The organism is Ensifer sp. M14 (assembly GCF_003355565.1).
Classification (GTDB): domain Bacteria; phylum Pseudomonadota; class Alphaproteobacteria; order Rhizobiales; family Rhizobiaceae; genus Ensifer.
The window spans coordinates 255896-275635 of record NZ_QJNR01000007.1 but is presented as its reverse complement, the minus strand read 5'-3'; the positions used below and the strand labels follow the sequence as shown (position 1 = coordinate 275635).

The 19740-nt window shown below is 60.4% G+C and carries 15 protein-coding genes; 2 read left to right on the top strand and 13 right to left on the bottom strand.

Annotated elements, in window-relative coordinates:
- The 7 genes from BLJAPNOD_RS23010 to BLJAPNOD_RS22980 all read right to left on the bottom strand — a co-directional run bounded on the left by BLJAPNOD_RS23010 (position 1) and on the right by BLJAPNOD_RS22980 (position 9687).
- Positions 1-1218: a glycosyltransferase family protein gene (locus BLJAPNOD_RS23010; protein ID WP_077501981.1), complete on the bottom strand. Its 1218-nt coding sequence runs from the start codon at positions 1216-1218 to the stop codon at positions 1-3.
- 75 nt (positions 1219-1293) lie between these two features.
- Positions 1294-2469, bottom strand: a complete 1176-nt coding sequence (locus tag BLJAPNOD_RS23005) for an ABC transporter permease (protein ID WP_115421606.1) — start codon at positions 2467-2469, stop codon at positions 1294-1296.
- The gene (locus BLJAPNOD_RS23000) at positions 2466-3464 is read right to left on the bottom strand and encodes an ABC transporter permease (protein WP_077501985.1); all 999 of its coding nucleotides are present in this window, start codon (positions 3462-3464) and stop codon (positions 2466-2468) included. Before BLJAPNOD_RS23000 ends, BLJAPNOD_RS23005 begins: the two co-directional genes overlap by 4 nt.
- Before the next feature lies 1 nt (position 3465).
- The gene (locus BLJAPNOD_RS22995; protein ID WP_115421605.1) at positions 3466-5367 is read right to left on the bottom strand and encodes an ABC transporter substrate-binding protein; all 1902 of its coding nucleotides are present in this window, start codon (positions 5365-5367) and stop codon (positions 3466-3468) included.
- A complete protein-coding gene (locus BLJAPNOD_RS22990; RefSeq protein ID WP_077501989.1) occupies positions 5364-7256 on the bottom strand; it encodes an ABC transporter ATP-binding protein in 1893 nt (630 codons plus the stop codon). The genes BLJAPNOD_RS22995 and BLJAPNOD_RS22990 overlap by 4 nt, the downstream gene beginning before the upstream one ends.
- A 122-nt stretch (positions 7257-7378) precedes the next feature.
- Positions 7379-8329 (bottom strand): polysaccharide lyase, encoded by a 951-nt coding sequence (locus tag BLJAPNOD_RS22985; RefSeq protein ID WP_077501990.1) that lies wholly within the window; start codon positions 8327-8329, stop codon positions 7379-7381.
- Positions 8330-8337: 8 nt separating this feature from the next.
- On the bottom strand, positions 8338-9687 hold the full coding sequence (locus tag BLJAPNOD_RS22980; protein ID WP_077501992.1) for an adenylate/guanylate cyclase domain-containing protein: 1350 nt from the start codon (positions 9685-9687) through the stop codon (positions 8338-8340).
- Positions 9688-10075: 388 nt separating this feature from the next.
- Here BLJAPNOD_RS22980 and BLJAPNOD_RS22975 point away from each other — a divergent pair, with 388 nt between their 5' ends.
- Entirely contained in the window at positions 10076-11413 is a 1338-nt protein-coding gene (locus BLJAPNOD_RS22975; RefSeq protein ID WP_199566016.1) for a nucleotide sugar dehydrogenase, read from the top strand.
- Here the strand turns inward: BLJAPNOD_RS22975 and BLJAPNOD_RS22970 are convergent.
- The gene (locus BLJAPNOD_RS22970) at positions 11403-12563 is read right to left on the bottom strand and encodes a DUF3095 domain-containing protein (protein ID WP_115421604.1); all 1161 of its coding nucleotides are present in this window, start codon (positions 12561-12563) and stop codon (positions 11403-11405) included. The genes BLJAPNOD_RS22975 and BLJAPNOD_RS22970 overlap by 11 nt on opposite strands.
- Positions 12564-12890: 327 nt before the next feature.
- Here BLJAPNOD_RS22970 and BLJAPNOD_RS22965 point away from each other — a divergent pair, with 327 nt between their 5' ends.
- A complete protein-coding gene (locus BLJAPNOD_RS22965) occupies positions 12891-13721 on the top strand; it encodes an MBL fold metallo-hydrolase (protein WP_077501997.1) in 831 nt (276 codons plus the stop codon).
- Here BLJAPNOD_RS22965 and BLJAPNOD_RS22960 read toward each other — a convergent pair.
- The 5 genes from BLJAPNOD_RS22960 to BLJAPNOD_RS22940 all read right to left on the bottom strand — a co-directional run bounded on the left by BLJAPNOD_RS22960 (position 13708) and on the right by BLJAPNOD_RS22940 (position 19704).
- Positions 13708-14478 carry a polysaccharide deacetylase family protein gene (locus BLJAPNOD_RS22960; RefSeq protein ID WP_115421603.1) on the bottom strand — a complete coding sequence of 257 codons (771 nt, stop codon included), beginning with the start codon at positions 14476-14478 and terminating at the stop codon, positions 13708-13710. The two genes, BLJAPNOD_RS22965 and BLJAPNOD_RS22960, sit on opposite strands and share 14 nt — an antisense overlap.
- 5 nt (positions 14479-14483) lie before the next feature.
- Complete coding sequence (locus tag BLJAPNOD_RS22955; protein ID WP_115421602.1) at positions 14484-15572, bottom strand: glycosyltransferase family 4 protein; 1089 nt, start codon at positions 15570-15572, stop codon at positions 14484-14486.
- 74 nt (positions 15573-15646) lie between these two features.
- A complete protein-coding gene (locus tag BLJAPNOD_RS22950; protein WP_244611056.1) occupies positions 15647-15931 on the bottom strand; it encodes a hypothetical protein in 285 nt (94 codons plus the stop codon).
- A 133-nt stretch (positions 15932-16064) separates the two neighbouring features.
- Positions 16065-17519 carry a lytic transglycosylase F gene (locus BLJAPNOD_RS22945; protein ID WP_077502003.1) on the bottom strand — a complete coding sequence of 485 codons (1455 nt, stop codon included), beginning with the start codon at positions 17517-17519 and terminating at the stop codon, positions 16065-16067.
- 25 nt (positions 17520-17544) lie between these two features.
- Entirely contained in the window at positions 17545-19704 is a 2160-nt protein-coding gene (locus BLJAPNOD_RS22940) for a mechanosensitive ion channel family protein (protein ID WP_077502005.1), read from the bottom strand.
- Positions 19705-19740: the final 36 nt, after the last annotated feature.

Below are 19740 nucleotides of genomic sequence, written 5' to 3'. Positions count from 1 at the left end.
TCAGCTCGATTTCTTGACGATGCTCAGATGCTCGCTCGACTGCTCGCCGAGCCACCCACCGACAATCTCCGAGATATGGACGAGCCCCTCGAGCCGCAGCCCGTTGGCACAGCTTTTAGACGGCGGCGCACGTTGCGGCAGCGCCTTCAACGCAGCGGCGAAACGCAACGGGTCTTCGGCCTCCTCGGGCAGCAACATGTCGATGAGACCCAATTCCGAGGCGCGACGCGCGCGGATCAATTGCTCTTCACGCGGCTGGATACGGGGCACGATCAGCGCCGGCTTGTCGAACGAGAGGATTTCGCAATAGGTGTTGTATCCGCCCATCGCCACGACGCCCTTGGCTCCAGCGATCAGCTCTTCCATGCGGTTGTCGAATTCGATGATCTGGATGTAGGGGATCTTGCTTCCCTTCCTGATCAGCTTTTCACGCTTCTTCACCGGCATATAGGGGCCGAGGACCACCAGCGCCTTATGGGTCAGCTCCGGATCCTGCTGGTAGGCATGAATGAAATCGTGGATCAGGTCGGCGCCATCGCCGCCGCCGCCGGTCGTCACGAGAATGTAGTCACCTTCCGGCTTGTGGCCGGGCAATTCTTCGCGCGGCACGCTCCTCTGCAGGAAGCCGACGAAATTCATGCGCTCGCGCACAGCAGGCGGTACTTCGAGTTCCGTGAGCGGATCGTAGAAATCCGGCGGCCCATAGACCCAGATCGTATCGTAATACTGCTCGATCTTGCGCATGGTGTCGCGGCGCTTCCACTCCGCCTCGAGCAGATGCGGCGCATCCATGACCTCGCGCAGGCCCAGCACAAGCGTGGTGCCATGCGCCTTGAGGTAGGTAAGCGTCTCTTCGACCTCGCCGCGCAACCCCATCGGCTCCTTATCGACGATGAAGATGTCCGGCTTGAAGGTTTCTGCCGTGTGCCGGATGATCGACTGGCGCATCTTCAAAGTCTCGTCCAGCTCGATATGGCGATCGAGGGACGTGTATTCGCCGTTATGCAGCTTGATTACGCTCGGAATCTTCACGAAATCGACGCGTGCGCGATAGTCGAAGGCGCCGGCAATCGTTGCGCCCGAAATGATCAGGATGTTCAAACCCCGATAGTCTTCCACCAGCGAATGCGCAATCGTACGGCATCGGCGCAGGTGGCCGAGCCCGAAAGTGTCGTGGCTGTACATGAGAATTCGGGCATCTTCTAAGCGCCGCATCATGCCAGAAACCTTTCGCTCAGGAAAAAACGTACCAAAAAACGCGACGCCGGCTTGAGGCCGGCGTCGAAACGAACCTCATTTGTAGGGATCGGCGGCATCGCGCAAGCCATCTCCCAAGAAGTTGAACGCCAAAATCACAAAAATGACCGGGATCGTTGGGAATAGCAGCCAGGGGTAGAAGGCAATGACGCTTACGCTTTTCGCCTCCGTCAGCAGGATGCCCCAGCTGGTGATCGGGGGACGCAGCCCCAATCCAAGGAAGCTCAGCGCCGTTTCGCCGAGGATCATGCCGGGGATGGAGATCGTCGCGGTGGCGATCAAGTGAGACATGAAGCCCGGAACGAGGTGGCGGCCGATGATGCGGCCGCTCTTGGCGCCCATCAATTGCGCGGCAAGAACATAGTCCTCCTCGCGCAACGCCAGCAATTTCGAACGCACCGCTCGGGCAAGACCGGTCCAGTCCAGAAGTCCCAGGATGATCGTGATGCCCAGATAAATCAGGATCGGGCTCCAGGTCGCCGGCATGATTGCAGCCAGCGACAGCCACAGCGGAATGCTTGGGATCGACTGCAGCACTTCGATGACGCGTTGGACGATCAGGTCGAAAACACCGCCGTGATAGCCGGCGAGACCACCGATAACGATGCCGAGAACGAAGCTGACGGTAATGCCGAGGAGACCGATCGTCAGCGAAATGCGGGCGCCATAGATGATTCGCGACAGCACATCACGGCCAAGCCTGTCGGTACCGAGCAGGAAGAGCTGCCCATCCTTTGCAGGGCACACAAGGTGCAAGTTGCTTTCAAACAGCCCCCAGAACTTATAGCCGTCACCGCGGCAGAAGAAGCGGATCCGTTCGATTTGCTCCGGGTTGTCGGTGTAGGTGCGCCTCAGCGTCTCCATGTCGAGTTCCATCGTCCGCCCGTAGACGAACGGCCCGATGAACTGGCCCTCGTGAAACAGCCGTACGGACTGCGGAGGCGCATAAATAAAGTCCACATTGCGCGTGTGCAGATTGTAGGGCGCCAGGAACTCGCAGATGAGGATCATCAGGTAGAGGGCGACCAGGAAGATGCCGGAGATCAGCGCCAGCTTGTGCCGGCGGAATTTCCACCACATGAGCCGCAGTTGCGACGCCTGATTAACCCGCACCTGCTCTTCCGTCATCGCTTCGACGGAATAGGGATCGAATGGTGCAGTCGATACGTAGTGCGGCAACGGTTCGCCGGGCGCCGGAAGGAATGACGTCACTTGGTGCTCCTGCCTTGCAGCCGTATCCGAGGATCAAGAATGGCCAGCGCGAGATCGGAAATCAGCACGCCGATGACGGTCAGAAATGCGAGGAACATCAGGAAGGATCCCGCCAGATACATATCCTGGCTCTGCAGCGCCTTGATCAACATCGGGCCGGTGGTTTCGAGCGAAAGCACGATCGCCGTGATTTCCGCACCGGAAATGATTGCAGGCAGGATGGAACCGATATCCGAGATGAAGAAGTTCAGCGCCATGCGCAGCGGATACTTGACGAGCGTACGCATGGGCGAAAGCCCTTTTGCGCGTGCGGTCACGACATACTGCTTCTGCAATTCATCGAGCAAATTGGCCCGCAGGCGCCGGATCATGCCGGCGGTCCCTGCCGCACCGACGATGATGACCGGTATCCAGATATGTTCAAGGATCGATTTCGCCTTCGCCCAACTCATGGGTTCGGCCATGTATTTCTGATCCATGAGGTGACCGATCGAAATGCCGAACCAGATATTGGCGAAATACATCATGATCAGCGCCAACATGAAGTTGGGGATGGCTATACCAATCAACCCCACCAGCGACAGGCCGTAATCGCCCCAGCTGTATTGATGCGTAGCCGAGTAAATACCGATCGGGAATGCGATCAGCCAGGTGAAGATGATCGTCAAGAAGGAGACGAGGATCGTCAACCATAACCTGTCGCCGACGACATCGCTGACCGGCAACTCGTATTCGAACGAATAGCCGAAATCGCCCTGCAGCATGCCGCCGAGCCAGTGGATATATCTCAGCAGCGGCGGTTGATCGAAGCCATATTCCTTCCGGAGCGCCTCGATCTGCTCCATGTTGACGCCTTCGCCCTGCGCCCTGATCTCGGCGACGTAGCTCTCGAAGTAGTCGCCGGGCGGCAACTCGATGATCGTGAAGACAAGCGCCGAAATGATGAGCAAGGTCGGAACCATCGCCGCGATACGCCAGAGAATATATCGCAGCATGTCAGCCTTCCTGCTCGATCCAGAACGTATCGGGTTTGTAGACGCCGAAGTAACTCGTCGGATCGAAACCGTAGAGCGCGGATTCAGGGACGTTCTTTATCTTGTTGGCGACGAGGATCGGTTGCTGCGAGGAGTTCACGAGGCCGATCGAGAAAACCTGATCGGTGTAGATCGATAGCATCCGCCCCCAGATTTCCGCGCGCTCCGTATCCTCGGCCGAGCGCCGCCAGCGCTCCAGCAGCTCCGTCAGCTCGACTGCGGCCGGCAGATCGGGCGCCTGTCCCATCTCACCATGCGAGAGATAGTTGAGCCCCCAGACCGGCCATTGCAGCTGATCGTCGGCGGTCGGCGCCAGCTGTCCGGGGTTCATGTCCGCCGTCGGAACGCCGTTGTCGAGCCCGAACCACATGGACATGGTGATCTCGCCGCCGACGGCGCGGCTACGGAACGTGTCGCGTTGCGACGTCCGGATGAACAGGGAAATGCCGACTTTCTGCCAGTAGTCGGTGATCAGTTGCAAGACATCGGTCTCAAGCGTGCTTTCGCCCGCCGTCTCGACGACGATCTGCGCGGCGCGGCCGTCCGGAAGAATACGAATACCATCGCTGCCGCGGTCTGTCAGGCCGGCTTCATCCAACAGCGCGTTGGCCTGCACAGGGTCGTGAGCGATCCAGGCTGCTGCGTATTCCGGCCGGAACAGCGGGCTGTCGGGTAGAACCGTGTCGGCGCTTTCCTTGGTCAGCCCGTAGAAGACGGCCTTGTTGATCTCCGAACGGTCGATCGCCAACGACAACGCTCGCCGGACACGCACATCCCGCAGCAGCGGGCGCCAGACCGGATCGGAGCAGTTGAGGTTGGGAAGCAGCGCAAGCCGTGAGCCTTGCGTCTTCTTCCACAATTTGACCGTTACGGGATAGCGCTTCTCGGCATCCTTCAGGAAGGTGTAGTCGATGAAGTCGATATTCGTCGCTTGCAGGTCGCTTTCACCGGTACCCGCTTTCGCGGGGATCAGCGCCGGCGAACTGACATTGAGGACAAACTTATCGATGTAAGGCAGCTGCAGACCGCGCTCGTCGACCCGGTGATAATAGGCATTACGCTCGAAAACGAACTGTTCGGCCGGCATCGACGTCGTGTTGCGCCAGGGATCAAGCGTCGGCAGATCGGGATTTTCCGGGCGATAGGAACGGGCCATGCGCATATGCAGCTGGCTCCATTTCTTGACCCTTTGTTCCTTCATGATCGCCTTGAGCTTGTCCTCATCCTGGTACTTTTCGTGGAACTGCTTGAGGTAGGCGGCCGGCATTGCCAGCACCAAAGGCTGCGGCGCCGCGAGCTTCTGCAGGAAATCTGGATTGGGTGTGGACCAGGAATAGCGCACGGTCCGCGCGTCGATGAGCTCGAATTTCCCGGCTTCGCCATCCATCACCAGCGCAGTCGACAAGCCTGCCGGACTGAGCTTCTCATTGAGCAGCACATCTTCCCAACAATAGCGGAAGTCTTCCGTCGTCAGCGGACTGCCGTCTGACCACTTGTGTCCCTCGCGCAAATGGAACGTGAAGATCCGATCCTCGACCGTCTCGTAGCTTTCCAGCACATCTGCGTGCATCTCGAGTTTTTCGTCGTAGCCGACGAGGCGCGAATAGCCATAGACGGTCATCAACCGTATGTCCTTCGCGCTGCCGATCAGGCTTTGAACGGTGCCGCCATGCTTGCCCGGCTGGCGGCCCATGCCGGCAACATTGATGATGCGCGGGGTCTTCGGCACCCGCTCATTGACGGGCGGCAGCTTTCCCTCGGCCACGAGCGCCTCGAAAAACTTCGGCTCGCTTGCCGCCGCAAGCAGATATTTGGGAAACGCCACTGTAGCGAGTAGGGCGAGCGCAGTTCGGCGAGTGATCATGGCCGTAACTCCCTTGCATCCACTGACTTGCGCGCCAGCACGTAGTGGTCGCCGCCGAGGTCAGCAGGAAAAAGCGCATCCTCCTCGCCGTCGTCATTGAACTGCGGCCCCCACCGTCGCATATCCGATCCCTCAACTGCCTTGAGCAGATCGAAATCCAGCGGACGATCGAGATCCGGATACGGAACGGCAGCGAGCAGCGATTTCGTATAGGGATGCACCGGATTGCGCATCAGAACTTCGCGCGGGGCGAGTTCGACGATGCGCCCTGCACACATCACCGCAATCCGATCGGCCATGTAGTCGACCACCGCGAGGTTGTGCGAGATGAACAGGCATGTCAGCCCGAGCTCCTTCTGCAGATCCTTGAGCAGATTGAGAATCTGGGCCTGAACGGAAACGTCGAGCGCCGACACCGGTTCGTCGCAGATCAACAGTTGCGGCACCAGGGCAAGCGCCCTGGCGATACCGATGCGCTGGCGCTGGCCACCGGAAAAACTGTGCGGATAACGGTTGACGAACCGCTGATCGAGGCCAACGGCCTGCAGCAGCAAGCGGACGGTTTCGACGCGCGACTTCGCCGTACCACGCCCGTGGATCTCAAGCGGTTCGCTCAGAATATTCTTGACGGTCATGCGGGGAGAAAGCGACGACACTGGATCCTGAAAGACCATCTGGATCTTCGAGCGCAGCGTCTTCAGCTCGTCACCTTCGGCCTTGAGGACATCAATCGGCCCCTCGCCGTCGTCGAAGCTGACGCTGCCGCTGTCCGGGGTGATGGCACGCATCAGGATCTTGCTGACCGTGGTCTTGCCGCAGCCGCTTTCGCCGACCAGCCCCAGGCATTCGCCGCGACGGATATCGAAGCTCACATTGTCCACCGCGCGATGCCGCGACGGGTCCTTCTTGCCGAACCATGAGGTTTTGCGCGTCCCATAGGTCTTGGAAAGGTTGCGCACCGACAGAAGGACGTCGGGGCCAGCCGCCTTTTCGGAAGCCTTTGCCCCGAGCAACGTGCCTGCCTTGACGGGTACTTCCCGCAGCGCCTTCAGCCGTTCGCCGGGCTTCATGTCGAAATGCGGAACGGCGGCCATCAGACCCTTGAGATAGGGGTGCTGCGGGTTGCGGAAGATCGCATCGACCGGACCTGCTTCGACGATCTGGCCGTGGTAGATCACCACGACTTCGTCAGCCATATTGGCGACCACGCCAAGGTCGTGGGTGATCAACAGCATCGCCATGTTGAGCTTGACTTGCAGCTCACGCAGCAACTGCAGGATCTGCGCCTGAACCGTTACGTCGAGCGCCGTCGTCGGCTCGTCGGCAATCAACAGGGCCGGCTTGCAAATCAGGGCCATGGCGATCATTGCGCGCTGCCGCATGCCGCCGGAAAGCTCGAAAGGATACATGTCATAGGCGCGCTTCGGGTTGGCAAACCCGACGTAACCGAGCAGTTCTTCCGTTCGTGCGCGCCTCTCGGACTTCTCCGCATCCGTATGAATCTTCAGAACTTCGGAGATCTGGTTGCCGATCGTATGGAGCGGCGACAGCGATGTCATCGGCTCCTGGAAGATCTTGCTGATTCGCGTACCGCGCAAAGCACGGATTTCCTCACCTTCGCGCTCCAGCGAAAGCAGATCGATCGGCTTGCCCTTGGCATCGGGATCGTTGAACAGGATCTGTCCGCCAACCCGCGCGACATTCGGAAGAATGCCCATGACGGCCTGGCTGATGGCCGACTTTCCGGAACCGGACTCGCCGACGAGGGCGGTCACCTTTCCTGGCAAGATTCTGAAATTCGCTTCCTTGACGGCTTCAACCTTGCCGCCGAGCACCGAGAATGTGATCCGCAGACCTTCAACTCGAAGCAGGTCCGCCCCTGATGTCATCGCAGCACGCTTCCCTCATTGCCCGTGTATCCGTCGCCTCTAAAAAAGACTATCGCAGCTTCAGGAGGCTGTCCAGCTTAGGCCTTGCAACCACAGCATAGTTCACGGTCGCGTCGCAATCGTCAGGGAAAGGGGCAAGCCTCCTTGGCAAGCACGTCGGCGCAGCTCGGCGACCGACGGAAATCGTCGTAATAGAGCGTCCAGTCCGTCACGTCGGCCGCACGATATGGCCCGAACTTGAAATACTGGTTGTGGCCGAGCCCCTTGTCCGCGTGTCCGACATGACCCTTGACGGTGATGATCGGCTTACCATTGGCATAGAGTTCGATATGGCCGGTGCCGTCGGCGCCCGGCTTCGTGTAAATCGCGAAATCGATCCAGCCCGATTTCGGATCTGGCAACGCATTGCCGTGGTGCGTCACGGCGATGGCGTCGGTGCAGGCATTGAACAGATTGCCGTCGTCCACCCTCCACGCGGGATCGGTCGCCACGAGCATGCGCATCTGGTTGCCGCCCGGGCGCCCCCAAACCGGCACTTCACCCGGCCGGCATACGGCTGCAACGCCGTCTGGCCCCGAAGACGCCGGCGCGATGTAGTTGGTCTCCACCGTCGCAAACAGCTTGCCGAAATTCATACGCAATGCCAGGAACGGACTGAAATCGCCTTCCGCCCCCGGGTCAATTTCGCGCTTCCATTGCGCAACGAGATAGCGGTGGTCGCCTGATGGCACCGGGTCGGCAAACTTCACCGAGAAGCCGTACCAGATACCCTGGTCATAGGGCACCCGAAGATCCGTCTTCTCCCAGATCTCCGCTCTCTCGCTGCAGCCATCAAGTGAATCCGGGCAGTTCGGCACGACACTCAGCTTGAGCCCGCCATTGCCATTGCGTTTGACGGCGCTCTGAAATTCGACAGTGCCCGCGCTCTGCTCGAAATTCTCCCGGTAGTAAAGCCCGCCATCCGGCGAGAAGCCCTTTCCCTCGAAACCGTCGTAAAGCTTGGTTTCCCACGGTTGCGCAGCCGCAACGCCAGTGATGAAGAAGCTCGCGATGATGAGGGCTGTTCGGAACATTGCGGTCCTTACTGAAGCATCTTGTCGATGAGGCCGCGCGGCGGCTGCAACGGACGGGTGTTGCGATGAAGCAGCATGACATGTTCGGCCTCCGAAAGTCCATCCTGCAAAACATCGTCGAGGCGCTCGTCCGTCTTCGGTAGAAGTGCTGCCTCGTTCGGGTAGAGAATGGTGAACTTCTGGCGGACACCGCGCAGCTTTTCCTGACCCAGCGCCGTCCAGTCGCCGCCGCAATAATTGACGAAGGCCTCACTGGCGACGATGCTATGGGCGTATTTCTTCGTGAGGTTCTGCAGCCGCTGCACCTCGTTGACCGCCGAACCGAAGGCCGAGAAGGTCAACCGATCGCGAAGACCGACATTGCCGAACATCACATTGCCCACATGCAGGCCGACGCCGTAACCGATCGGATCGCGCCCCTGCTTGCGCCGCTCGGAGTTGAGCAGCTCCATACGGGCCGTTGCGGCGCGCACCGCGCCGAACGCTTCGCGGGCAGCAAACTCGGAAGGCTCCTTGTGCCGGCCACAGGGATAGACCGCAAGGAACCCATCGCCGACAAAGCTCAAAATGTGGCCGCCATTGCGGTTGAACGGTGCGGCAATCGCATCGAAGTAGCCATTCAGCGTTTCGATATAGGACTGGCGCCCCTCCTTTTCCGCAAGCATCGTCGAGCGGCGCATGTCGGCCATGACAAGGATGGCGCGCACCGTCTCGCCGTCCCCGCGCCGAACCTGCCCGCTCATCACCCGACGGCCGGCACTCGATCCGAGATAGGTGGTCAACATGTTGTCGGCGAGCTTGCCGAGAACGGCCATCTTGGCCGCAACCGCCAAATGGTTCTGCAGTCGCAGCAACGCACCGATCACATCATCGGTGAAACCGCCATGCCGGTCCGTCGTCCAGGAGCCGACCATCCCGTGGCCGGAATCAGCACCGAGCGACTGCATGAAGGCGATATAGTCGGTCGCCCCCTGCTCCTTCAGTTCGTCGAAGATCGGGAACTCGGACGGCGTATCCTTGTAGAGGCGCCGCCGCACATGCTCGAGATTGTTGTTGAGCAGGTAATAGTAGGGACTGCGCAGGAACCGCTCGGGGTTGAGCGCTAGCTCCTCATGTCGAAGGCCGCTGACCTCGACGCCCTTGCCCCGCACCCAGGTGAAACCGAGCGCGTCGTAAAGCGGGTGCAGCATCGAAAAGGACAGGTGCACGCGCATCAAGGGCAGGCCGGCTGCAGCCAGCCGCTCGCAAAAGCCCTTGACGATCGTCTCCAGCGACTCGTCGCTGAGCGACGTTCGCATGAGCCAGTCCGCGACCTTGTCGATCAGAATTTCGGATACGTTGTCGTTTACCGGGCCCATTTCGCGTCCTCACCGTGACAGACAGTCCAGCACCATGCCCCTTGCGATGGTCGAACAGCCCGACGATGTGTCGGCGTTCGCTCGCGGCGGGTGATGATGATACGTGCCCGTTAAGAAAAATGCTCCAACCGATTCCAGCGTCGATGACGTGCAGGCACCCGGAATGCGGCCGTTCTATGCTGCAGATATTGATGGCCCTCTGCAATTTCCAGAGGTGCGACAAGTTTTATTCGTTCATCCGGCCAGACGAAGATTTGATGGCTGGCTCACCAAGCGTGGTCACTGCCGGGCAGAGGTGCCGCGCTTGACTTGCGGCCTGTTTCTATCCAACAAACCACGGCATGTCGCCAAGTTGGCGCTTCCCATTCACGAGAGCTGGAACCGAACTTTGACCTCATCCCACCACGAAAGGCTGCTGGCGTCGATTTCGGCCCGCGCCGCCCATGTCGGCGTCATTGGACTCGGTTATGTCGGCTTGCCGCTGGCGATCGCAGCGGCGCGCGCGGGCTTTTCCGTCACTGGATTCGACATCGACCCGGCAAAGATCACAACGCTTGATGCGCACAAATCGTATATCGCTGCCGTCCCGGACACGGTCCTTGCCGAGCAAGCGACGGCCGGACGGTTTCGCTCGACAACGGATTTCGAAAGGCTTGGCGGCTGCGACGTCATTGTAATCTGCGTGCCGACGCCGCTGACCAAACACCGCGACCCCGACCTTTCCTTCGTCGAAAAGACGGCGCGCGCGATCGCTGCGACGTTGAGGGCCGGTCAACTCATCGTTCTCGAGTCGACGACATATCCAGGAACGACCGATGACGTCGTGCGCACCATTCTCGAAGAAACAGGCCTGAAATCCGGCCTCGACTTCTTTGTCGGCTTTTCGCCCGAACGCGAAGACCCCGGCAATCCAGTCTACGAGACGACGAGCATCCCGAAGGTCGTCGCCGGCGACGGACCGCTCGCCGCAAGCCTGATGGAGGCTTTCTATGGTGCCGTCGTCAAGACGGTCGTTCCGGTATCGTCCAATGCTACCGCTGAAGCGGTCAAGTTGACGGAGAACATCTTCCGCTCGGTCAATATCGCCCTCGTCAACGAGTTGAAGATTGTTTTCGAGGCCATGGGCATCGACGTCTGGGAAGTGATCGAGGCGGCCAAGACTAAGCCGTTCGGCTACATGCCCTTCTATCCGGGCCCCGGCCTCGGCGGTCACTGCATCCCGATCGACCCCTTCTACCTCACCTGGAAGTCGCGCGAGTACGAATTGCCGACCCGGTTCATCGAGCTGGCGGGGGAGATCAATTCGGCGATGCCGCGGCACGTGGTCAGCCGGCTCGCCGAGGCGCTCGATCGCCACCAGGGCAAGGCGCTCAGCCGATCGACAGTCCTCGTCATCGGCCTCGCCTACAAGAAGAACGTGCCGGACATTCGCGAAAGCCCTTCATTGAAATTGATCGAACTGATCGAGGAACGCGGCGGTCATTGCGAATACCACGATCCCTATGTTGCCGAGATTCCGTCGACGCGCGAATACAGCGCCCTGAAGGGCAGGAGATCCGTAGCACTCGACGAACAATCGATACGCCAGTTCGATGCCGTGCTGGTGGCGACCGACCACGACCAGGTCGACTACGCCGCGCTTGCCGCAGCCTCACCGCTCATCGTCGATACCCGCAACGTATTTCACCGCCAAGGACTGACCGGCACGCACATCGTCAAGGCCTAGCCAAGGCCGCCTTCAACTTGGCAGCGGCAACCGCATAGCCACCAGAGGCTCCGTCGACGAAATGCATATGGTCCCGGCTCATTGGCGTGGGGACGATGCAGGTCATCAGTGCGGAATCCTGCTGATGCAGGCCGTAGCGACTGACACCGGCCGCTACGGCCTGGCGCAACCGAGCTTCGATCAGGGCGAGGCGCGCGGCGCTAATGTCGATGGTCATCTTGAGACCGTCGTCGAACTTGCGAAAATCGGTGTTGTTGGCGAGGTCCCGTCTGTAGCGGTTGGTATCAAACGTTCCCAGATTCCAACCCATGCGAAAACAGACGAACAGCGCCAATGTCTGCAGCGTGATCCACAGGCGCGCCAGAAGGCGCCCTCCTCGGGGTGACCGCGCGCGCGATTCGGCTTCGATGCCCTGGATGGAGAACCGCGGTTCGGGTCCGAGTTCGGGTACAGGGTGCGCGTGTCGTTCCTCCTCGTCGGCGAGGGCGACAATATCGGCGATCAACGCCTGAAACTCGGGTCCACTGCCCTTTTCGCCTGGCACCGCGATGATGGACGCGATCGAACCGTGACGCGACTGGATCGGGTTCCAACGGCAGGAAAGACCAGTGAGATCTGGTCGCGTGCCCGGCGGTGCGGCCTCCACCTGGTATCGACCCGCCTTCATTGCCGCTTCCGCCCAGCTTGCTCCGCCACCGGCAAACATCGCATAGGAAACATCCTCGCTCGCCTTGAAGCGCGCGACACGCATGTCGAGGCCGGCGGCCCTGACATCGCTGACCGGAACCAGTGCGGCGCGCAGTTCCAGACCGAGTTCTTCGAGCACCCAGGTCTTGACGGCAGAAAGCGTATCCTTCGCGCGCCCAGACATCGATGCCGGCAGGACCGCCAACGCTCCGTCGCCGCCAAAGACGAACGGCATCGACTTCACGTCGAACGCGTTCATCAGCGCCGAGATGACGCTCGCGCCAGCCATGTTCACGGACTTGTATCGACCTTCGGCGATCGCCCCGGTGGAATTGACGATGTCCGCAAGGGCCAGCACCCAGTCATCAGGCAAGGCCCGATAATTCGCCTCGTCTGCCACGCCTTCGAAGACATCGAAGAGCGGCACGCTGTCGTAGAATCCTGTTTCGCCTGTCTGTGCCATGGGTCCTCCGACCTGCTGACCGTCGGCTATGTCGATAGATGTTCCACGCGAGACCGCAAGAAAAAGTTTCATGTGGCTTGTCCGTTACGGCACGGCAACACAGGCGGTGAACGGACCGCGCTATCGCTAGACAGGCCAGGTCTGCCACTTATCGCGGCGCTCCACCGTGCCGCTGTTACCTCGGGCACAGCGGCGCATGTGTGAGCATCGATAAGGTTAATGTCTAAACAATAACCCATGGCATTGCAGGGGGGGGGCATATGTGCTTGTCTATTGGGCAAGCGCAGGCAACCAGGTCTGCGTGGGCAGCGTAAAGCCGAAACAGGAATGCAAGAAGACAACTTTCGAGTGCGGTTCTGGGGCGTAAGAGGGAGTTTGCCGGTCTCCGGCGAGCAGTTCCTTCGCTATGGGGGAAATACATCCTGCATCGAAATTCGGTGCGGCAAGGAAGTGTTGCTCTTTGATGCCGGATCCGGATTGCGAGAAGCCGGCGCTTCGCTGATCGCCGAAGGCGTCGACAACTACGATCTGTTCTTCACCCACAGCCATTACGATCACATCATCGGCCTGCCCTATTTCAAGCCGATCTACAAATGCCAGTCGTCGGTGCGGTTCTGGTCAGGGCATCTGCACGGTCTGATGACCACAAAGGAAATGATCCGCGACTTCATGCGGCCCCCGTGGTTCCCGGTCGATCCGGACATCTGTCAGGCGAGCCTCGAAGGCATAGACTTCAAGCCGGGTGACGTCCTGACGCCGCGCGACGGCGTGACGATCCGCACAACGAGCCTCACCCATCCCGGCGGATGCGTTGGCTATCGCGTCGAATGGAATGGTCGCGCCGTAGCGCTTGTCTACGACACGGAACACGAACCCGGCATCCTCGACCCTGCGGTGCTGGAACTTATCGCCGGCGCCGATATGATGATTTACGACTGCACCTATCTCGAAAGCGAGATGACGTATTATCGGGGCTTTGGGCATTCGACCGGGGTCCATGGTGCACGCCTTGCGATGGCCGCCGGCGTCAAGCACCTGGCGATGTTCCATCACGACCCGGCGCGAACGGATGCACAGTTGGACGCCATGGAAATCGACGTGCGATCCCTCTTCGCCGGCGCATTTGCCGCCCGCGACGGCCAGACTATAGACCTGTAAGGTCTCTTGTCCGGCGCCAACGGCACGCGGGATGTCCTGATGTGGCGGTGAAGAGTTTTTCAAGAAAATCCCACACGGCTGCATCGTGCACGAGGTGATGGGTTAAAAGCCCGAGCGTGCCGCCCGACTGATCCTCCCTGCCCTCCACGTCGCCGCAGACCTGCCGTATGCGCTCGACGATATCGGCAATGATCAACGTGTGGTCTCTGCATCCCCGCGTGCCGCGCCAGTCCATGACGTCGACGTGGGTATTGACGAGCGGGAACGGCGATGGCTTCTCCGGACCGAAAACCGAAAGGACCGAAAACCCGATCTCGGGCAACCGTGGCGATAGAGCCGCGTCGATCCGGTTCCATGGCGGCACGAGCATCGGGACGAAGTGTTCGGGAAAAAGCGCCTTCAGGCGCTCTACGCCGCATCGCAGTTCATCGAGGACCACCGCCGGGGGGCGATGCGCACCGAGTTCCTGCTTCTTTTCCTCTCTCGGCGCATGGTTCCGGTGTGCCCAGCCATGCGCCGCCACTCCGATATCGGCACGGCCCGAGAGATGCCGCGCCAGCGCTTCGGTTGCCGGCGCAGGCGGCACGGCGAGTGTCAAGGGCACCGCATGGCTTGCTGCAAGCGACAGAAGTCGGTCGAGTGGCGTGGTCGGCTCGACGGCGTCGTCGTCTCTCAACCAGAAGTCGATTTGCCGCCCCCGCGCATGGACGCGATCGAGTTCATCGACGAGCAATTGCCAATTCGCATCAACGGTCACGAAATCTACTCCAGGAATTGACTGAAAATCTCGTCCAATCGTCTTGCCGCGGCGGCAAAGGATCGCTCTTCGTGAACAAAGCGGCGGGCGTTTTCGCCAAACTGTCGGCGAGTCTCCGGCTGATCGATCATGTGGCGGATCGCGGCTGCATAGGAATTGATATCGCCTTCCGGCGTCAGCAGCCCGGTCACGCCATCCCGCACCACCTCCGGCACGCCAGCCGTCCTTTGCGCGATGACCGGAAGTCCCGCCGCCTGCGCCTCGAGATAGGCCAATCCGTAGGCTTCGCCGCAGCCAGGCCAAAGGTAGAGCGCACTTTCGCCGAGGATGCCCGGGATCTCGCTCGCGTCTTTTTCGCCGAGCCATGCCAGCCGACCCGCCGGCAACGCGGCAAAAGCATCGCGGACATCCGGCCGGCACGGCCCATCGCCGACAATGGTCATGGTCCAAGGGCGATCGGCAACCATGGAAAGGGAACGGGCAAGCATCTGATAGCTGTGCATTTTGTCGCCGCTACGCATCATCGCCACGGTGACAAGACGGCATTCGTCGACGGCACCGGGGGATACCGATGGGAACCGCGTCGTATCGATAAAGGGGGCCAGCATCGCATGCCGACATGCGGGCGCCGCCTCAACCAGGCCATCGCGATCCCGCTGCGTCAGGCAGATATTGACCGCGGCCTGCTCGATGGCGGCAAGCACATGGCGTTGCGCGACGGCGCGGATACCTTCGTTTCGCCGCAACGAGTAGGAGGCTTCGGCAGTGACGTAGGGGATGGAAAACTCGGCCGCAAGTCCCGGCCCGATCAGATCCGGCGCCTTGTAGTAGGGGTGGTAGCAGAACCAGGCATCGGGCGACGCTCCTGCCAGCCAAAGCTTGCGAAGACGCTCTGTTTCGCCCGCGGCCGCTGCCATCGTCAACGCAAACTGCGTCTCGGAACCGTCGGCCATGAAGCTGCGCAGTTCGCTTGCGATCGACACTTCGTGCCCGGCTCGTCCCAGCGCATCGATCAGCATGCGCGCCATCAACCGGTCGCCGGACGGAACAGGGTGGCTGGGCGATTTCAGCGGTGCGTAGAAGGCGATTTTCATGCAGGCGGAGCTATCTCGTCTTCCTGGTATGGTGTCAACGGCGGCGGGTCGTGCAGGCGCAACCTTTGCTCGCGTCAATTGACGGGGATGTCGAAGTAATCCCTTCGAACGAGCCTCAGCGATCGGTCGGGCTGGATGATATAGCTTTCTTTGACGAAACTGCTTCCGCTCATGAAGGTGTGCGGCACGATGCTGCCGACCGGTGCCTTCGTCAGCTTGGTGCGCGGTTGCCCACCATAGGTGATGCTGCCCGGTATCGGCTCCAGATCTGGCGTCGTGCAACTGGCGAGACTAAGGCTGATGGCGGCAAACAGCAGCAGAAATCTGCCTGAACGTGACATGCGCTTGGCTTCAGCCATGACCAGTGCCTCCTTGCGGCCGGCCCCAACGAGGCGCATAGGGCCCATGGCGTTGCCGCCATATCATCCATCTAGCTCTCTTACCCTTATCGTCAAGAACGGCGCCGGCCACTCAAGCAGACGTGATGCCATTCTACTGTGCACTGGCGTCTGACGCAGCCGGCGATTTGGCCGCAGACGTTTCCTGGGCGTGTTCCGCCAAAAGTTCGTAGGCGACATAGTACTTGTAGATATTGCTGACATATTGCACCGTCTCGCGCCCGACGATCTCGGCGGCAGCATTCTCGACATTGCCGAACCACAGGTCAGGATCAAGCCCCATGTCTTTTGCCTTCGCCCGAAACTTGTGCAGGTTTCCCGGACCGGCGTTATAGGCCGCAAATGCAAAAAGGAGTTGGTTCTGCGGCGTGATCTGCGGGTCATTGATGTAGACATCGACAAGATGTCTTAGATATTTCGATCCTGCCTCGACGTTGCGATCCTGATCCTTGTCGATCCCCTTGATCCCGACGGACTTGTCGGCCGCGGTCGATGGCAGCAGCTGCATGACGCCAACGGCGCCGCGCGGGCTTCGCCTGGACTGATCGAGCTGTGACTCCTGATAACCTTGCGCCATCAGCATGAGATAGTCGAAGGAGTATGTGCCCCCATGCTTGCGGAAGATCTCTACTAGCTTCTGGAAGCGCTCCACGTCCGCCGGCGCATAGGCGCGCTTCAGCATCTTGTCGCTCTTGTAGTACGTGTTCTTCAGGATGTTGCCGAATGTCGTGCCGACGCGATGCGTCTTGACGAAGGCATCCAGCGTGGCCTTCAGCCTGGGACTATCCTTGCGGATTGCCCAGGCGATCTGTCCGTGGTCCGACACCAGGATGTCTTCCCGCGCCTTGATATCCGCAAAGACCGTCGCCCAGATGTCGGCCTTGTACTTATCGACAACCGTCCACGGCAGCAGGCCGGCGTTGACCATCTCGAGCACGTCTTCGTCCTCGAGGTTTTCATCCATATCCTTGATCGATATCGGCGCACGGCCGGCTTTGACGAAGCCTTCACTCAAGGCAGCCAGATGTTCATAGTAGCTGCTTGATTTCCGGACGCGGATCTCCTGCCCACTGAGATCGTCCAGGCTGGCAATCGCCGGCGCCGATGGCCCCGTTACCAGCACTTCCTTGGCCTCGTTGAACAAGGGGTCGGTAAAATCGACCTTGGCGAGCCTTGCCTCGGTTATCGTGAGGTTGCCCATCACGATATCGCCGCGCCCGTCTTCCAGCGCCGTCAGGAGATGCGCTCGCGGTACGGGCACGAAGGCGATGCGAATTTTCTCGATCTCCTTCTTCCGGGCCGCATTGAGCTCCTTCTCCAGTGACGTCCCGAACTCCACGGCCGTGCCGAACTGCCGGCCGCGGTCGATGAAGTAGATGGTCTTGCTGAATGGAACGAGAATGCGAATGAGGCGTCGTTTCTCCATGACGTCGAGATCGCCCAGATGCGGGGCGGTGATCGCCTGGAATGTGCTTTCGTCCGATTGTGCCCACGAAGGTCCGATCCCCGCCATTGCGAAGAGCAGGACAAGTAATGCCAGCCGTCTCATCTTGGCCTCCCCAGCCCGAGAGAACCTACTCCTGCGGTGCGCCCTCGCCGAGCGCGACCGCGGCATTCTTCTTGGCGATTGCATCGCGCGTTGCCGCCGCTGCGGCCGCATTCTGCTCGTCGCCAGCCACCTGCACCGTCGGCGAGGCAAAGGAAATGCCGTTCTTGTCGAAGGCCTCCTTGATCATCGCCTGGGCCCGGCGCCTGATCTGCGTCTGATGTCCCGGCTTCGTCGTCATCGCGAAGCTCAAGGAGATACCGTAATCACCGAAGGTCTCGACACCCTTCATCTTTACCGTCTCGATAATCATCGGCCCCAGCTCCGGATCCGCGAGGAGCTCCGCGCCTATACCCTTCACCACCTTCTTCACCTTGGCAATGTCGGCCTCGTAGGACACGTTGATCAGGAACTTGTCGATCACCCAGTCGCGGCTCATGTTCTGGACGGCCCCGAGAGAGCCGAATGGCACGGTGAAGACCGGTCCGCGGTGATGCCGGAGCCTCACCGAGCGGATGCTGAAGGATTCGACAGTGCCCTTGTAGCTGCCGCTTTGGATATATTCCCCAATGCGAAAGGCGTCATCCGTCATGTAGAAGATGCCGCTGATCACATCCTTGACCAGGGTCTGTGAGCCAAAGCCTATGGCGACGCCGAAAACACCGGCGCCGGCGATCAGCGGACCGATCTGCACGCCAAGGCCCGAAAGCACCATCAACACGGCCACGACCAGAATGAAGGCTGCAAGGAAGTTGCGCAGGATCGGCATAAGCGTCAGCAAACGAGTGTTGCGGGCACGTTGGGCGGGGTCAGTCGTTTCGAAGGCCGCATGCTTGACGCGCAGGCTGATCAGGCTCTTCGTCAGCTGCCAGATCAGATCAGCCGCCAGCAGTATGACGATACCAGCAAGGACACCACGGAAAATCCGGTTGAAGGCGTCGTCCTGGATCATCATCGATGCGTTGACGCGGAAGACAAGCGCAAGCCAACCCGCCGCCAGGGCAATGATCACAAGTCTGGCGCCGCGTTCGATCAACACGTTGCGCATCACGCGCATGTCGTCGTCGGCCGACGTGTCCAGCATCGTCTTGGCAAAGGCGCTGGTGAAACGCAGAAGCGGCGGCAGGCCGATGATGTAGAGGCCGATCCAGAACAGAACCCGCAAGTCCGCCACCCACAGCAGCCACAACAGCACGAGAAATGCGACCATCATGATATTGCCGACCACACGGCGCGAGCCCGTGGTAGCGCCCGCAGGTCGCCGCAGCACGGTAAGGATCGCAAGCGCAAGCACGATAAGACCGAGAATGGCAGCAATAAAATTGCGAACGTCCGGGGAGACCGAAAGGGCGGTCATGGCGTCGCCGATGCCCCATATGCCGACCGCCATGCAAATTATCGCCGCTGACGAGCGGTACCAGAACCGTGCACCCTCAGCCGTCAGCGAAAAATAGCCGGTTCGGCCGGACGAATCCGTCGCATCGACCGGTCCACCCGACAGCACGGCGGATGCAATGGTGATCAACAGACGAGCCCCGATCCAGGCAACAAGGAGCGGCGCGATCGTCTTTTCAAGCCGCAACGGCCAGTCGGCCACGGCAAGCACGGTGGTCGCGGTAACCGCGAACACGAGCAGCGGCAACACTTTGACGAGCATAGAGCGGGCGGGGCCGGTCAACTGGGTCGAACTCAATGTTCGTCTCAGCAGGTAGCGCAACAGGTATTCGGCGCCGTAGCCGATCAACAGGATGAAGAAGAAACCTTTGAGGATCGGCGCGGTGCCGTGGTTTTCCATCTCGCCCTGGAGGCGGACGCGCGCCGCATCGAATTCGGGACCAATGCGCGGAACCGCGTTGGTGATGCCGGTCATATGGCGGCGGAGCACAGCCGTCCAGCGCGCCGCAAACCCGGCCGCCGGAGCAGAATCGGCAGATGCCGCCGCCTCGGGCGTCGCTGCCGCGGGCCCAGTACCTTCAGGCGTATCCGGCTGTTTCGTGGCCAGCCACTGCCGAACCTCCGGATCGTTAAGCAATTCGATCAGTTGCTGAACTTTGGCCGGCTCGGTGGCCGGCGTGGACGCTGGGGTCTGAGCCTGGCTCGCAGATACAAGTCCCAAGAATACTGTCAAAAAGATAAAAGAACGGGCCACCACACCCCGGAAACCACGCGACGAACCGACACCGGCCATACTGATCTTACCCCCAGCGATCGGCGCAGTGCCGAT

Excerpts from the sequence above, each read along its gene's own strand:
- BLJAPNOD_RS23010 (WP_077501981.1), bottom strand. The coding sequence starts at position 1,218 with ATGATGCGGCGCTTAGAAGATGCCCGAATTCTCATGTACAGCCACGAC.
- BLJAPNOD_RS23000 (WP_077501985.1), bottom strand. The coding sequence starts at position 3,464 with ATGCTGCGATATATTCTCTGGCGTATCGCGGCGATGGTTCCGACCTTG.
- BLJAPNOD_RS22995 (WP_115421605.1), bottom strand. The coding sequence starts at position 5,367 with ATGATCACTCGCCGAACTGCGCTCGCCCTACTCGCTACAGTGGCGTTT.
- BLJAPNOD_RS22990 (WP_077501989.1), bottom strand. The coding sequence starts at position 7,256 with ATGACATCAGGGGCGGACCTGCTTCGAGTTGAAGGTCTGCGGATCACA.
- BLJAPNOD_RS22985 (WP_077501990.1), bottom strand. The coding sequence starts at position 8,329 with ATGTTCCGAACAGCCCTCATCATCGCGAGCTTCTTCATCACTGGCGTT.
- BLJAPNOD_RS22980 (WP_077501992.1), bottom strand. The coding sequence starts at position 9,687 with ATGGGCCCGGTAAACGACAACGTATCCGAAATTCTGATCGACAAGGTC.
- BLJAPNOD_RS22970 (WP_115421604.1), bottom strand. The coding sequence starts at position 12,563 with ATGGCACAGACAGGCGAAACAGGATTCTACGACAGCGTGCCGCTCTTC.
- BLJAPNOD_RS22965 (WP_077501997.1), top strand. The coding sequence starts at position 12,891 with ATGCAAGAAGACAACTTTCGAGTGCGGTTCTGGGGCGTAAGAGGGAGT.
- BLJAPNOD_RS22955 (WP_115421602.1), bottom strand. The coding sequence starts at position 15,572 with ATGAAAATCGCCTTCTACGCACCGCTGAAATCGCCCAGCCACCCTGTT.
- BLJAPNOD_RS22950 (WP_244611056.1), bottom strand. The coding sequence starts at position 15,931 with ATGGCTGAAGCCAAGCGCATGTCACGTTCAGGCAGATTTCTGCTGCTG.
- BLJAPNOD_RS22945 (WP_077502003.1), bottom strand. The coding sequence starts at position 17,519 with ATGAGACGGCTGGCATTACTTGTCCTGCTCTTCGCAATGGCGGGGATC.
- BLJAPNOD_RS22940 (WP_077502005.1), bottom strand. The coding sequence starts at position 19,704 with ATGGCCGGTGTCGGTTCGTCGCGTGGTTTCCGGGGTGTGGTGGCCCGT.